The 14,483-nt window shown below is 48.3% G+C and carries 12 protein-coding genes; 6 read left to right on the top strand and 6 right to left on the bottom strand.

The annotated features are described in order from the left end of the window. Positions 1-199: 199 nt before the first annotated feature. A complete protein-coding gene (locus tag EFER_RS08170; RefSeq protein WP_001276378.1) occupies positions 200-1,183 on the bottom strand; it encodes a pentapeptide repeat-containing protein in 984 nt (327 codons plus the stop codon). 280 nt (positions 1,184-1,463) lie between these two features. Between EFER_RS08170 and EFER_RS08165 the strand changes: the two genes are divergently transcribed. Next, complete coding sequence (locus tag EFER_RS08165) at positions 1,464-1,730, top strand: putative hemolysin (RefSeq protein ID WP_001200697.1); 267 nt, start codon at positions 1,464-1,466, stop codon at positions 1,728-1,730. Here the strand turns inward: EFER_RS08165 and hslJ are convergent. Beyond that, complete coding sequence (gene hslJ, locus EFER_RS08160; protein ID WP_001225220.1) at positions 1,727-2,149, bottom strand: heat shock protein HslJ; 423 nt, start codon at positions 2,147-2,149, stop codon at positions 1,727-1,729. The genes EFER_RS08165 and hslJ overlap by 4 nt on opposite strands. A 101-nt stretch (positions 2,150-2,250) precedes the next feature. Next, positions 2,251-3,240: a D-lactate dehydrogenase gene (gene ldhA / locus EFER_RS08155; RefSeq protein WP_000762216.1), complete on the bottom strand. Its 990-nt coding sequence runs from the start codon at positions 3,238-3,240 to the stop codon at positions 2,251-2,253. A 208-nt stretch (positions 3,241-3,448) separates the two neighbouring features. Between ldhA and EFER_RS08150 the strand changes: the two genes are divergently transcribed. The 4 genes from EFER_RS08150 (at position 3,449) to EFER_RS08135 (ending at position 6,978) form a co-directional block, all read left to right on the top strand. Further along, positions 3,449-6,088 carry a YdbH family protein gene (locus tag EFER_RS08150; RefSeq protein ID WP_000677045.1) on the top strand — a complete coding sequence of 880 codons (2,640 nt, stop codon included), beginning with the start codon at positions 3,449-3,451 and terminating at the stop codon, positions 6,086-6,088. Next, positions 6,085-6,270 (top strand): YnbE family lipoprotein, encoded by a 186-nt coding sequence (locus tag EFER_RS08145; RefSeq protein WP_000698138.1) that lies wholly within the window; start codon positions 6,085-6,087, stop codon positions 6,268-6,270. Before EFER_RS08150 ends, EFER_RS08145 begins: the two co-directional genes overlap by 4 nt. Before the next feature lie 4 nt (positions 6,271-6,274). Continuing rightward, positions 6,275-6,601, top strand: coding sequence for a YdbL family probable chaperone protein (locus EFER_RS08140; protein WP_015953422.1), 327 nt, complete (start codon positions 6,275-6,277; stop codon positions 6,599-6,601). Positions 6,602-6,672: 71 nt separating this feature from the next. Beyond that, positions 6,673-6,978 carry a hypothetical protein gene (locus EFER_RS08135; RefSeq protein ID WP_001038881.1) on the top strand — a complete coding sequence of 102 codons (306 nt, stop codon included), beginning with the start codon at positions 6,673-6,675 and terminating at the stop codon, positions 6,976-6,978. 111 nt (positions 6,979-7,089) lie between these two features. Here the strand turns inward: EFER_RS08135 and feaR are convergent, their stop codons facing one another. Next, entirely contained in the window at positions 7,090-7,995 is a 906-nt protein-coding gene (feaR, locus tag EFER_RS08130; protein WP_001067513.1) for a transcriptional regulator FeaR, read from the bottom strand. Positions 7,996-8,230: 235 nt separating this feature from the next. Between feaR and feaB the strand changes: the two genes are divergently transcribed. Beyond that, complete coding sequence (feaB, locus tag EFER_RS08125) at positions 8,231-9,730, top strand: phenylacetaldehyde dehydrogenase (RefSeq protein WP_000138634.1); 1,500 nt, start codon at positions 8,231-8,233, stop codon at positions 9,728-9,730. A gap of 58 nt (positions 9,731-9,788) precedes the next feature. Here feaB and tynA read toward each other — a convergent pair whose 3' ends face one another. Then, positions 9,789-12,062, bottom strand: a complete 2,274-nt coding sequence (gene tynA / locus EFER_RS08120; RefSeq protein ID WP_000535442.1) for a primary-amine oxidase — start codon at positions 12,060-12,062, stop codon at positions 9,789-9,791. A gap of 247 nt (positions 12,063-12,309) precedes the next feature. Next, positions 12,310-14,355 (bottom strand): phenylacetic acid degradation bifunctional protein PaaZ, encoded by a 2,046-nt coding sequence (gene paaZ, locus EFER_RS08115; RefSeq protein WP_001186494.1) that lies wholly within the window; start codon positions 14,353-14,355, stop codon positions 12,310-12,312. Between the last annotated feature and the right edge of the window lie 128 nt (positions 14,356-14,483).

The following is a 14,483-nucleotide window of genomic DNA, read 5'->3' as shown; positions in this document are numbered from 1 at the left end:
AGTATTAGATGAATGAATAGTTGATACCTGGAGCGAGGATAGCGCAATCTTTGTTAATGGATTTATCCGGGAGTAGCAATACCAGAAGCGAAGGGATAAAAAACATACAGATATATACTTGATCTGATAGTACCTACGAAGATTCAGGGGCAATACTGCGAAAAACACCTTGTCGTTGTTCGCAGTAATATAAGGAAGGTTACTGACTGGTTATATTATTTCGATAATTATCCCAACAATCACTTTGACTGCCATTTAAGAGTAACTCTGCAATGTTTGACTGTGCAACACCATCAACATAAATCCATTTGCTGTGTTCAGCATAGCTATCATTTTCCTCTATCATGGTATCCACTTGTTTTTGACTAAATTGAGCTGAATAAAAAGTATAAGGATTACCCTGGATTTTTATTTTTTTAATGCTTGTTTGTTGTTTTTCATCAGATGAATTTTCTTTAGCATCCAGATGAACATTAGCACTCTCTATCCCTGGCTCAGTAAGATGGGCGTACCAAAAAGTTGAATTGATTATTTTTGCCTTCTCAAGATTGGCTAAATAAAAATGTGCCTGATTCATGTTACAGTCAATTATTGTCGAGTTATGCAAGCTGGAATGAAGAAATTTGGTTTGTTCACAGGTGAGTTGCGACAATAAACGATGTGATAAATCAAGAAAACTCAGATCCTTACCGGAAAAATTCGTACCAGAAGGTATCTCGCACAATGGTTTGAAAAGTTTATTGGTTGTACGCTTTCGCCCACACTCAAAGTGTTTCAGGATAAAACGAAGGGCGCAATCAGTACTGACTTTAAAATCACCGGGTAATTTAATAACCTGATAACTAAGTCGACTGCTATAAGGGATAACATGCATCTCTATATAGTCTTTTTTATGTTCAAGAGTTATCGCAAATTTATCAAATCCAAAACGTAATGGCAGATTGCTTTCATGGCTATTAAATTTTTTTATTAAACTATTATCCGGGCCATGACGATAATCTAAGTAAATAGCCTGATTAAAACTTTCCCGCAACTTTCGATAATTACATTTGCCAAATGTCACAAAACGAAGCAACGAGTCCAGAATATTGTCGCGTTTAGTAAAAGGTTCAATAACTTCGTTACCAAAAAAAACGGCAGCATTTCCCTGATTGAAATAAGATGTATTGATAGATGCTGACATATTATCCTCCTGATGCAAGCCAACTTCATATACCGACTGGATACCTCGCGGGTATGCCTGCGATATTCCCGGTAGCGAGTATCGCTTATCTTTTCGATCATTAATTACAGAAAACGACTTTTTGCGGCGGGCGGAGTGAATAAAAACTGCGCAGCAGCACAAGACGATCAAAAATGAGTAAGAAACTGTGTAAATAGCTGACTCATCTCTCGACGTCTACGGTTGCGCTGCCTATTATTTAGGGCGGTGTCGATTAGCTTACATATCAGAGGAAGAGAAGATGCGAGCAGCGTTATGGGTGGGGTGTGCCGCTTTTTTGTTGTCGGCATGTAGTAGTGAACCTGTTCAGCAGGCAACTGCTGCGCATGTGGCGCCGGGACTAAAGGCGTCGATGTCCAGTAGTGGTGAAGCAAATTGCGCGATGATTGGTGGTTCCCTATCGGTTGCCCGTCAATTAGACGGTACGGCTATCGGAATGTGCGCATTGCCCAACGGCAAACGTTGTAGTGAGCAGTCGCTTGCCGCCGGGAGTTGTGGCAGCTATTAATTCACGAGATCTGCCAGCTTAAACATCAGAGTATGCTCTGCGGTTGCCAGTGTCAGTTGATTGGCCGTTAAATCAACTTGCGCACCATTGGAAAGCATCTGGCTGATAGTTTTGTCGAGTTCATTGAGCTGTGGGTTGGCGCACATTTTGCGCGTCATTGCCAGATCCTTAACCCGCAGTTCACCATCAGAAAGTTTACCTTTCCCTGTAAAGTGGTTGCACATACTGCCGCTTACCGTCATGTTTTCCCCAAAGCTCAATTCCGGTTGGGTGGTTTCTCCAGTAACGGGTTTGCCATTAACGCTTTCCAGTACAAAACGGTGATGCTGTAATTGATCACGGTTGACGAACATTTTCCCGTTACTTACACAACCTGCTGTAAGCAGACTCAGCGCAATCAGCGCGACGAACTTTCTCATGTTTATTCTCTGGAACAGTAAAAGCGATATCGTAATGATGTGGTAAAAATTGTCTTCAGGGGTTATCTGAAAATGCTCCCCACAGGTGGGGAGCGATAAGATTACACTAGTTCATTAGGGCAGGTTTCGCCCTTCACCAGTTGGCTGAGATTGCTCAGTGTGGTTTCAGAAATACTGGTTAATGCTTCTGCGGTCAGAAATGCCTGGTGCCCGGTAAACAGCACGTTATGACAGGCAGACAAACGACGGAAGACGTCATCCTGAATAACATCATTAGATTTGTCTTCAAAGAACAGATCCCTTTCGTTTTCATAGACATCCATACCCAGCGAACCAATTTTCTGATTTTTCAGTGCATCAATCGCAGCCTGCGAGTCGATTAATGCCCCACGACTGGTATTAATAATCATCACACCGTCTTTCATCTGCTCAAACGCTGCATGGTTAAGCAGGTGATAGTTTTCTGGTGTTAACGGGCAGTGCAGGGAGATAACGTCCGATTCAGCGAACAGCGTCGGCAGATCGACATATTCCACACCCAGCTCCAAAGCAGCAGCACTTGGATAAGGATCAAATGCCAGCAAGCGCATACCGAAACCTTTCAGAATACGCAGCATTGCCACACCGATTTTCCCGGTGCCGATAACACCTGCTGTTTTACCGTACATGGTAAAACCAGTCAGTCCTTCAAGAGAAAAGTTGGCGTCACGAGTACGTTGATACGCACGATGAATACGACGGTTCAGCGTCATCATCATACCAATGGCGTGTTCAGCAACAGCTTCCGGGTCATAAGCCGGAACGCGCACTACTTTTAGCCCCAGCTCTTTTGCTGCGTCGAGATCAACGTTATTAAAGCCAGCACAACGCAGAGCGATATATTTCACGCCGTGCTTTTTTAGTTCTTCCAGTACCGGACGACTGCCATCGTCATTTACGAAAATACACACGGCTTCACAGCCGTTGGCAGTTTTTGCCGTTTTTTCAGTCAGCAGAAAATCAAAAAATTCGAGTTCAAAGCCAAAGTGCTCATTAACCTGTTGCAGATACTTTTTATCGTACTGTTTCGTGCTATATACAGCGAGTTTCATAAGGCTTTCTCCAGTGATGTTTAAATCACAAACATTGTCTTAAAATTATTTTACAAAATCTAAAAAATAATTGAAAGCTATGGCGTTATTAACCTTCGCAGTGTCATCTATGCTAATTGTAGGCGTAACCTTCAACTGAACGGGCAAACATGCCACAATACGCGCCTTTACTGGCTAAATTTTCGCTAAATCAGGATATTAACTACCCATGAAGGGTAAATATAAAGCCCTGGTGGCGCTTGTTTTACTGATCATTCTACTGCCGCTGACGCTGCTGATGACGCTCGGCTTGTGGGTTCCCACACTGGCGGGTATCTGGCTGCCAGTGGGTACACGTATCGCCCTGGACGAAAGCCCACGCATCACCCGGAAAGGGTTATCGATTCCCGATCTACGTTATCTGGTTAATGATTGCCAGCTGGCGCAGCTGAAACACGCAGAGCTTTCACATCCGGATCGCTGGCAATTAGTGATCGGCGCTCTGGAAATTGATTCAGCCTGTCTGGCTAAACTACCGGAATCAGCACCTTCGCCCGCAGCACCAACAACGCTTGCTCAGTGGCAAGCAATGTTACCTAATACCTCGATCACTATCGACAAACTGGTGCTTTCGCCATGGCAAACCTGGCAGGGAAAACTCTCTCTTTCCCTGACTCCCGCCATTCAACAACTGCGTTATCAGGGAGACAAGGTCAATATTCAGGGGCGATTACAAGGGCAAACCCTGGCAATCAGTGAATTTGCTATCGATGCCTTCGAGAACCTGCCGCCAGTCAAACTGGTGGGGGAATTCACCATGCCTCTTGTACCGGACGGGCTTCCAGTGAAAGGACGAGCTGTCGCCACACTGAACTTGCCACAAGAACCCTCACTGGTAGATGCAGAACTGGAGTGGCGTGAGAATACCGGGCAACTCATTGTTATGGCGCGTGATAATGCCGATCCGCTGCTTGATCTTCCCTGGCTGATTACCCACGAACAATTCACTATCAGTGATGGTCGCTGGAACTGGCCGTATCAGGGCTTCCCACTGAGTGGTCGTATGGGCATTAAAATTGATAACTGGCAGCAGGGACTGGAAAACGCGCTGATCAGTGGACGAATAAATGTTCTTACACAAGGTGAAGCGGGTAAGGGAAACGCAGTGCTGAACTTCGGCCCAGGTAAATTGAGTATGGATAATAGTGTAATGCCCATGCAACTGACCGGGGAAGCGAAGCAAGGCAATCTTATTTTCTATGCCCGTTTACCTGCGAAACTTACTGGTAGTCTCAGTGATCCGGCACTGGCCTTTGAACCTGGTGCATTGCTGCGTTCGCGTGGTCGTTTGATTGATTCTCTGGATATCGACGAAATTCGCTGGCCCCTGGCAGGTGTGAAAGTTACGCAACGCGGGGTGGATGGACGATTGCAAGCCATATTGCAGGCCCATGAGAATGAATTGGGCGATTTCGTGTTACACATGGATGGCCTGGCCAACGATTTCCTTCCAGATGCCGGGCGCTGGCAGTGGCGTTACTGGGGCAATGGTCGTTTTACGCCAATGAATGCGCGTTGGGATGTCGCTGGTAAAGGGGAATGGCATGACAACACTATCACTTTGAATGATCTTTCTACCGGCTTCGATCAACTGCAATACGGCACCATGAAGGTTGAAAGCCCACGACTGATTCTCGACAAACCCGTCGTTTGGGTACGTGATGTGCAGAATCCTTCGTTTAGTGGCGCACTCTCACTGGATGCCGGACAGACGCTTTTCACGGGTGGCAGTGTATTGCCGCCATCAACCTTAAAATTCAGTGTTGAAGGACGCGAGCCAACTTATTTTCTCTTTAAAGGTGATTTACATGCCGGCGCTATTGGCCCGGTACGGGTAAATGGTCGCTGGGATGGTATTCGCCTGCGCGGTAACGCATGGTGGCCAAAGCAATCGCTAACTGTGTTCCAGCCATTAGTGCCGCCAGACTGGAAGATGAAACTGCGCGATGGGGAGTTGTATGCCCAGGTGGCGTTTTCTGCTGCCCCTGATCAAGGATTTCGTGCGGGTGGTCATGGTGTGTTGAAAGACGGTAGCGCCTGGATGCCAGATAACAAAGTCAACGGTGTTGATTTTGTTTTGCCGTTCCGCTTTGGCGATGGTGCCTGGCATCTGGGGACTCGTGGCCCCGTTACGTTGCGAATTGCCGAAGTGATTAATCTGGTGACAGCGAAAAATATTACGGCTGATTTGCAAGGGCGCTATCCGTGGACTGAAGAAGAACCATTGCTGTTGACCGATGTTAGCGTCGATGTGTTAGGCGGTAACGTGCTGATGAAACAATTACGGATGCCGCAGCATGATCCGGCGTTGCTGCGGTTGAATAACCTCTCATCCAGCGAGTTGGTTAGCGCCGTCAACCCGAAACAATTCGCTATGTCCGGGGCATTTAGTGGTGCATTGCCGTTATGGCTGAACAATGAAAAATGGATTGTGAAAGATGGCTGGCTGGCGAATAGCGGGCCGATGACATTGCGACTGGATAAAGACACCGCAGATGCGGTGGTAAAAGACAATATGACGGCAGGTTCAGCGATCAACTGGCTACGTTATATGGAAATTAGCCGGTCATCGACAAAAATTAACTTAGATAATTTGGGTGTGTTAACGATGCAGGCAACCATTACTGGTAACAGTCGGGTCGATGGCAAAACAGGCACGGTAAATCTCAATTACAACCATGAAGAGAATATTTTTACGCTGTGGCGCAGTTTACGCTTCGGCGATAATCTCCAGACATGGCTGGAGCAGAACGCGCATCTACCTGTAAATGACTGTCCACAAGGAAAAGAGTGTGAGGAAAAACAATGAAAATATTACTTGCTGCGTTGACGTCGTCTTTTCTGCTGGTTGCCTGCACTCCGCGTATTGAAGTCGCTGCGCCCAAGGAACCGATCACTATCAATATGAACGTTAAAATTGAGCATGAGATCATCATCAAGGCAGACAAAGATGTTGAAGACTTGCTTAAAACCCGTAGCGATCTTTTCTGAGGCGATGATGAAGAAAACATTACTTCTTTGTGCGTTTCTTATTGGACTGGTAAGCAGCAATGTAATGGCATTGACTCTGGATGAAGCCAGAACTCAGGGGCGGGCAGGTGAAACATTTTATGGTTATCTGGTTGCGCTGAAAACGGATGCTGAAACAGAGACATTAGTAACAGAGATTAATGCCGCGCGTAAAGCGAGCTACCAACAACTGGCAAAGCAAAATAATGTGTCGGTAGATGATATCGCGAAACTCGCCGGGCAAAAGCTCGTAGCTCGGGCCAAACCGGGGGAATATGTACAAGGGATAAACGGTAAGTGGGTGCGAAAATGATGGTTATCAACAGTTGATTACAATTGCTACAAGAAAATAAAGCCAACCTAAAATAATTGTTGCGGTGCATAATGAACAAAAACAAAGCGTTAAATATTGTTAATGAAAAGCTATTGGGCGAACAGTCTATTCCCGTTCGCGTAAGAGCGAAAATCCCATTCTCAGAAAGTGAGGTTACGCTATTATACGAAGCGCTGGATTATCTCGGGGATGTTTATCGTCACCAGGATACCGTACCGAAGTCTTTGGCTCTGGCGTTAGTTGATGTTTATGGCCTGTTTTCCTTCAGGGAGGGGATGTACAGTCATGAACAATTAGTAGCGTTAGAAGATATCGGGATAACGCTACAGGAGAAGGCGATTAATCTATTTTCCTGAAATAAGGTGAATATTCAAAAACTCCTACCAAATTGCCTTTTGCCCTGAAAAATGTGTAGTCAAATATCTGATTTAATTAATTCGCGTTGATGTACATGCAACGCGAATTAGTTAGCGGAATTTACGCCGATACTCGCCTGGCGTCATCCCAAAGCGTTGCTTAAATACCGTTGAAAAATGACTCTGGTCGGAAAATCCCCAATGAAAGCCAATGCCTGCCAGTTTTTCATCATCTGCGGCATGACGAATCGCATCAGCACAAAAATCGAGACGACGGTTACGAATATATTGCGCGACCACCAAACCTTTATCGGCAAACATTCGGTACAAACTACGTACTGACATACCTGTCTCTCCGGCTATCCACTCCGGGCGTAATATCTCTTCGCGAATATTATCGTCTATCAACGTAACCACTTTTTGAAACTGACGTTCACGGCGAGGTTGAACAGATTCCCGCTGATGAAGTACCGGGCGCAGCAGACACACCATCGCCTGTAGCGCAGCTTCACTTTCTGTTTCAGAAAGTGCCGGGTTATTCATGCTCTCCTGTAACAGGCGATGACTGAGTTGCACCATGGGTAAGTCAGCGTCCAGTCTTTCTGCGCAGACAGGTTTTTGATGGGGAAAATATTGTTCCAGCAGAGTGCGTGGCAAAAGTAATGAAATCTGTTTAGAAGATTCCTGCCAGTAAAGCGAACAGGGGCGTGAGGCATCGAGTAACGTAATATCGCCTGCGCCAATCTGTACCTGACGCTCATCCTGCTCCATTATTGCCTGACCACTAAGCTGAAAAACGGTGTAAAACCAGGCATCGTCGCTGCCTTTTACTTCCTGCCAGGTGCGGGATAAATTCACCCCGTTGGTTGTCACGGTACTCAGCTTTAGTCCTTTGGCAAAATGCGTATCCAGTACACCCGTGTAACGCTCAGTCAGCAGGCGTCCGGTAAAATTTCCGCATACCTGATTGATTTGGGAAAGCCATTGCTGAAACTCATTATCCACTGCGGGGTTCATGGCACGTTTTCGCTCTGTGAAATGTATTTTTATTGTTGCATTTGTGTTGCAATAAACGAAGCTAATGAGCCTGACTATAGGAAATAAGTCTTGTCAGGCATAGAGGCATAAGCGGTTATTGTCACGATTTGCGGAGCTTGTCACAGCTGACAAAGCGAATGTCACAGCGAAAAAAGTGACTTTTCTTGTCGCTGCGTACACTGAAATCACACTGGGTAAATAATAAGGAAAAGTGATGACAGAGCCGCACGTAGCAGTATTAAGCCAGGTCCAACAGTTTCTCGATCGTCAACACGGTCTTTATATTGATGGTCGTCCTGGCCCCGCACAAAGTGAAAAACGGTTAGCGATCTTTGATCCGGCAACCGGGCAAGAAATTGCGTCAACTGCTGATGCCAACGAAGCGGATGTAGATAACGCGGTCATGTCTGCCTGGCGGGCCTTTGTCTCGCGTCGCTGGGCCGGGCGATTACCCGCAGAGCGTGAACGTATCCTGCTACGTTTTGCCGATCTGGTGGAGCAGCACAGTGAGGAGCTGGCACAGCTGGAAACCATGGAGCAAGGCAAGTCAATTGCCATTTCCCGTGCTTTTGAAGTGGGCTGTACGCTGAACTGGATGCGCTATACCGCCGGGTTAACGACCAAAATCGCGGGTAAGACGCTGGACTTGTCGATTCCCTTACCCCAGGGGGCGCGCTATCAGGCCTGGACACGTAAAGAGCCGGTTGGCGTGGTCGCGGGAATTGTGCCATGGAACTTCCCATTGATGATTGGCATGTGGAAGGTGATGCCAGCACTGGCAGCAGGCTGTTCAATCGTGATTAAGCCATCGGAAACCACGCCACTGACTATGTTGCGCGTGGCGGAACTGGCCAGCGAGGCAGGTATTCCTGATGGCGTTTTTAATGTGGTCACCGGGTCAGGTGCTGTATGCGGCGCGGCCCTGACGTCACATCCTCATATCGCGAAAATCAGTTTTACCGGTTCAACCGCGACGGGCAAAGGTATTGCCAGAACTGCTGCTGATCGCTTAACGCGTGTAACGCTGGAACTGGGCGGTAAAAACCCGGCAATTGTATTAAAAGATGCTGATCCGCAATGGGTTATTGAAGGCTTGATGACCGGAAGCTTCCTGAATCAGGGGCAAGTATGCGCCGCCAGTTCGCGAATTTATATTGAAGCACCGTTGTTTGACAATCTGGTTAGTGGGTTTGAGCAGGCGGTAAAATCGTTGCAAGTGGGACCGGGGATGTCACCTGTTGCACAGATTAACCCTTTGGTTTCTCGTGCGCACTGCGACAAAGTACGTTCATTTCTTGACGATGCGCAGGCACAAAAAGCAGAACTGATTCGCGGTGCCAGTGGCCCAGCCGGAGAGGGGTATTATGTTGCGCCAACGCTGGTGGTAAATCCCGATGCTAAATTGCGCTTAACTCGCGAAGAAGTGTTTGGTCCTGTGGTTAACCTGGTGCGCGTAGCGGATGGAGAAGAGGCGTTACAACTGGCAAACGACACGGAATATGGCTTAACTGCCAGCGTCTGGACGCAAAATCTCACCCAGGCTCTGGAATATAGCGATCGTTTACAGGCTGGTACGGTGTGGGTAAACAGCCATACCTTAATTGACGCTAACTTACCGTTTGGTGGGATGAAGCAGTCAGGAACAGGCCGTGATTTTGGCCCGGACTGGCTGGACGGTTGGTGTGAAACCAAGTCGGTATGTGTACGGTATTAATCTTGTTCGCTCATAAGTAAAAAACGGCACCAGGTGCCGTTTTTATAGTCTGAAACAATCAATTATCTTTCTTTATCGCCCCAAGCGTTGGCGTCTCGTCAAAGAAGTTCCAGGGTTTAAGCAGAGTATGTACCCATTCGGTCGGCATAATCGGCCACTCTTCGGCACGGGCCACATGTGTGGTGCCGGTGGTCATCCAGACAACGGCGTCGGTGTTGTCCAGCGACTCGTTATCCTTACTGTATTGTCCAAGACCGGTGTCATGAGTGGAACGGTTCGGGTATTTGCCTTCCGGAAAACGCTCGCCAGGATGGTAACGCGTTACCCAAAGCTGCTTGTCCATAAAGCTTAAACGATGATAGATCCACTCGTCCGGGGCGAACTGGGCACCTTTTGCTACCGGGTGAGTGCCCCCTGCATAAGGAATAATTTGATAGGAAACCGGATTGCCCATGCGGTTCTCTTTGTTCGGGTTACTCAACAGACGAATCGTGCCCGGATCAAACTTCTGCGCGGCATCCTGTTCATTGCCGATGTTGTACTGATTAACTTGCATGGTACTGGTGCGTGGGCCACCGGCAGTATTCGGTTTTACCACCGGGTCCATCGCCACCAGGCTGTTATTTTCGCCATCTACATCCAGATCGAGGCGGAAATTATAAATATGTTGGTGCGTAGTACCCACGATATTGTGGTCGATAAGCGTGCCGTAGCGCGTGTCATCTTTCGCCGTCTCATCGTGCATGGTTTTCGCTTTAACACCTTTCACCGCTTCGATGCCCGTAGCACCGGCATCAATGCCAATAGTGCCGTTTTCATGGAAGATCCAATCAAAAATGTAGTCATAGTTACCCACTGTACTGATCCAGCGCACCACCAACTCCCGGCGTTCGGTACTGACGTTGGGCTGGCCCATTTCCTGATGCTTATACTCAGGCCCGGCATAACGTTCAAATACCGCGATAGCGCGAGGGATCTCCATCGGCACGCCAGTGTAGTCGGCGATGGTTTCATTGAGGAGTACAGCGTTAGAGGGTGCATCTTTGCCACGTGCAATTGGCGAGGTTAGCGTGCCCATACCGTAGTCACCAGAATCCAGATACGCTTTAAAGTACCAGCCAATATCAGGATCACCGTAAGGCACAATCATGCCGCCGAGAGAACCTTCGTACATGACTTTGCGTTTGGTGCCATTGTCGTTATAAGTCACGGTGGAGATCATCGGTCCGACGCGAGAGTTCATGCTGAGGTGAAAATCCCAGTTACGCCAGTGAATCATATCGCCAGTAATGGTGTAATTTTTACCTTCAGGCTCGATGATTTGCATAGGCTTAACTGCCGGAGCAACGCGGTCACGGCCATCAAATGGGCGTGCGGTCATTGGCACCGGAACTACCGGACCTTCTTCAATCTTAATGATTTTTTTCTGTTCTAAATCCACGACTGCCACCAGGTTTTCGATGGGATGTGCCCAGTAGTTCCCATCACCGACATCAAGATAGCTGATGACTTTGAGCAACCGGGCATCTTGTTTCAGACCATCTTTACCATCGAAATAACCTACGGTCAGCGGCGTGGTAATCACTTTCTTCGCATCAGTAATACCGCGCTTCTTCACGGCAGCGGCAAATTCTTCACTGTTGTTAATAATGTTCTGCACACTGGCGAAATCATCCAGCAACACCATACCGTGGGCATCTTTAATTGGTTGCCAGGAGAGCAGTTTGTTGTTTTGCAGATCCACCACCGCTTCAATGATATGTTTGCCGTCGAGCATAATGACGTCGGCTTTGCGTGGCTGGTCAACCGGTTTGTTTTCCAGCGCAAAAGCCCAGACAGCTTCTTTATCTGGCGGTAGCAGGGAGATCTCAGTAAAACGGGTATTGGGTTTGAAGTCCGCGGAAGCTTTAACAATTTCAACGGCCTGTTTAATTTCGTTCGCAGTTAGCGCATTAAGTGGGTGAGGGCGCTTTTCTACCTGAAAGGTTTGATCCAGCCCGGACTGGAAAACATCGTTAATAAAGGTGTCAGAAACCCAGGCTTTATTGTCTTTCATCACTACCGGCACTTGCAGTGCCAGAGGCTGACCGTTAACAATTGCTGTTTGCGCACCAGGCTTCACTTTCACGTACGCGCCATCTTTTATCAGCGTAAAGATCTGTGCGTAGTCGTCCCACTGCACATCGGCACCAAATTCTTTAAGCGTTTCATCCATTGGCACCATATGCGCTTCACCACCGTGGGCAAATACCGGTGCTTGCCAGGCGAAACTTAAGACGACTGCCAACGCCAGGGCTGTTTTACGGGCAGAATACAGAGAGGGACTTCCCATTATTAACCTCGTCAGATGTTGTGTTCTTGTTAGCAACCGCGCTCTGTGGGCGGTTTAGTGAGGTTCACATTATCAGTACTGATGTAAAGGGGATTGCCTGCACCTGCCAGGTTGTTTGGCAGATGTGCCAGCTTTTCATACAGTGGGTGCCCTGAAAAAAGATATACACACCAGGCATAATGTGACAACGTCACAAAATTGAGTGAAATAAAAGGGCAACTATTCGCCGTTGCCCTTCATTCACTGATTAATCGACAAAATCACCGTGCTGCCTGGCCACCAGCGTCAGAATTGAATACAGCGCCACCGGGGTTTGATGCTGATTGAATACCTCTACCGCCCATTCCACAACACCTGTTGGTTTTTCTTCTGCATTACGCTGTTTTTTCAGTGTTTTGCGCTTACAGGTGAGACGCACCTGGATGGTATCGCCTGGTTTTACGGGCTCGATAAAGCGCAAGTTTTCCAGCCCGTAGTTAGCAATGACCGGACCGACACCGGCATCGACAAACAGACCCGCAGCCGCAGAAAGCACAAAATATCCATGTACCACACGCTCACCAAAAAAAGATTCGGCAGCAGCAATCTTATCCATATGTGCATAGAAATGATCGCCGCTGAGGCAAGCAAAGTTAACAATATCGGCCTCTGTCATTGTGCGGCGGGGAGTCAGCAGGCTGTCGCCTGGTTGTAGCTCCTCAAAATATTTGCGGAACGGATGAATACGATTTTCTTCGACTTTCGCACCACGCACCCACTGTTTACTGATAGCGGCAAGCATCGTTGGACTACCCTGAACAGCGGTTCGCTGCATGTAATGTTTTACCGCTCGTAAACCACCTAATTCTTCACCGCCTCCTGCGCGACCAGGCCCACCATGTACCAGTTGTGGCAGTGGGGAGCCATGCCCGGTGGATTCTTTTGCCGATTCTTCATTGAGGATCTGAATTCGCCCATGCGCACGTGCCGCTTCGGCAATAAACTGGCGCGCAATTTGCGGATCAGCCGTCACCAGCGTTCCTGCAAGGCTACCGCCGCCTGCACAAGCCAGTTGCAGAGCATGTTGCTGGTTTTGTGCTGGCATCAGCGTTGCGACAGGGCCAAAGGCTTCTGTTGCATGTACCGCCGGTGTTTCGTCCGGCTGCGGACAGTACAATAAGGTTGGCGGGAAGAATGCACCCGCAGCAGATAAATCCGCATGACCACCGAGGCGAATCTCGCATCCTGCAGCCAGCAATGTGTTCACTTTTTCCTGCACATCGGCACGTTGCTCAGCATTTACCAGTGCGCCCATTTTCACGCCTTCCTGCGCAGGATCACCGACCACGACTTTCTGTAATCGCGCAACCAGAGCATCACTGACAGCATTAACCAATGCCTGCGGCACAATAATCCGCCGGATTGCCGTACATTTTTGCCCGGCTTTTGTGGTCATCTCACGCACAACTTCACGAATAAACAGTGCAAACTCCGGTTGATCCGGGGTGATATCTTCGCCCAGTACACAGCAGTTCAGGGAATCAGCTTCCATAGTGAAGGGGATAGATTTGGCAACGATATTTGGCTGAACTCGCAGCATCTGTCCGGTCGTCGCAGACCCCGTGAAAGTCACCACATCCTGGCTGTCCAGATGGTCCAACAGATCACCCGCACTACCGCAGATCAGACTAATTGCGCCTTCGGGAACAAGACCGCTATCGACAATTGATTTCACCATCGCCTGAGTCAGTTGGGCCGTCGCGGTGGCTGGTTTGATGATGGCAGGCATCCCACCCAGCCACGTTGGAGCCAGCTTTTCCAGCATTCCCCAGCAGGGGAAGTTAAAGGCGTTAATATGCACTGCCACGCCTGACTTCGAGGTCAGTACATGGCGTGCAGCAAATCCACCTTCTTTCGATAAGGGTATCAATTCATCTTCCGGCCACAGCGTATCGTCAGGCAGCTCCCGGCTACCGAGGCTGGCGTAAGTAAATAACGTCCCAATGCCACCTTCAATATCAACCCAACTGTCTGCCCGCGTTGCGCCTGTCTGTGCAGAAAGAGCATAGAAGCGCTCTTTTTCACTCAGCAGATGTTTAGCGACCGCTTTAAGCATCGCCGCACGTTCGATAAAGGTCATAGCGCGGAGGGCGGGGGCACCTTTTTCAATGGCAAACTGGCGGGCAGCCGCCATATCAAGACCTTCACTGGTCACTTCCCATAACGCCTCGCCGCTAATGGCGTGGTGAATCAAACGGCTACGGCCCCGGCCAGACTGCCAGGTACCGGATAAGAAACTGGCTAACTGCTGCATCGCTACTCTCCAGATGTTTCACATTTCTGTTGCTAATAGTTAAATCACGAATCATAAAAAGCAAGGTGTCTTTTAACGAAATGTTAACTATGCGATCTGTATAGCAACAGTGAAAAACATTAATGCAC

It is taken from the genome of Escherichia fergusonii ATCC 35469, from assembly GCF_000026225.1.
GTDB lineage: Bacteria > Pseudomonadota > Gammaproteobacteria > Enterobacterales > Enterobacteriaceae > Escherichia > Escherichia fergusonii.
This window is presented reverse-complemented; position numbering and strand designations above follow the sequence as displayed.

Bases quoted from the DNA above. Each gene is read 5' to 3' on its own strand.
- EFER_RS08170 (WP_001276378.1), bottom strand. From the start codon at position 1,183: ATGTCAGCATCTATCAATACATCTTATTTCAATCAGGGAAATGCTGCC.
- EFER_RS08165 (WP_001200697.1), top strand. From the start codon at position 1,464: ATGCGAGCAGCGTTATGGGTGGGGTGTGCCGCTTTTTTGTTGTCGGCA.
- hslJ (WP_001225220.1), bottom strand. From the start codon at position 2,149: ATGAGAAAGTTCGTCGCGCTGATTGCGCTGAGTCTGCTTACAGCAGGT.
- ldhA (WP_000762216.1), bottom strand. From the start codon at position 3,240: ATGAAACTCGCTGTATATAGCACGAAACAGTACGATAAAAAGTATCTG.
- EFER_RS08150 (WP_000677045.1), top strand. From the start codon at position 3,449: ATGAAGGGTAAATATAAAGCCCTGGTGGCGCTTGTTTTACTGATCATT.
- EFER_RS08145 (WP_000698138.1), top strand. From the start codon at position 6,085: ATGAAAATATTACTTGCTGCGTTGACGTCGTCTTTTCTGCTGGTTGCC.
- EFER_RS08140 (WP_015953422.1), top strand. From the start codon at position 6,275: ATGATGAAGAAAACATTACTTCTTTGTGCGTTTCTTATTGGACTGGTA.
- EFER_RS08135 (WP_001038881.1), top strand. From the start codon at position 6,673: ATGAACAAAAACAAAGCGTTAAATATTGTTAATGAAAAGCTATTGGGC.
- feaR (WP_001067513.1), bottom strand. From the start codon at position 7,995: ATGAACCCCGCAGTGGATAATGAGTTTCAGCAATGGCTTTCCCAAATC.
- feaB (WP_000138634.1), top strand. From the start codon at position 8,231: ATGACAGAGCCGCACGTAGCAGTATTAAGCCAGGTCCAACAGTTTCTC.
- tynA (WP_000535442.1), bottom strand. From the start codon at position 12,062: ATGGGAAGTCCCTCTCTGTATTCTGCCCGTAAAACAGCCCTGGCGTTG.
- paaZ (WP_001186494.1), bottom strand. From the start codon at position 14,355: ATGCAGCAGTTAGCCAGTTTCTTATCCGGTACCTGGCAGTCTGGCCGG.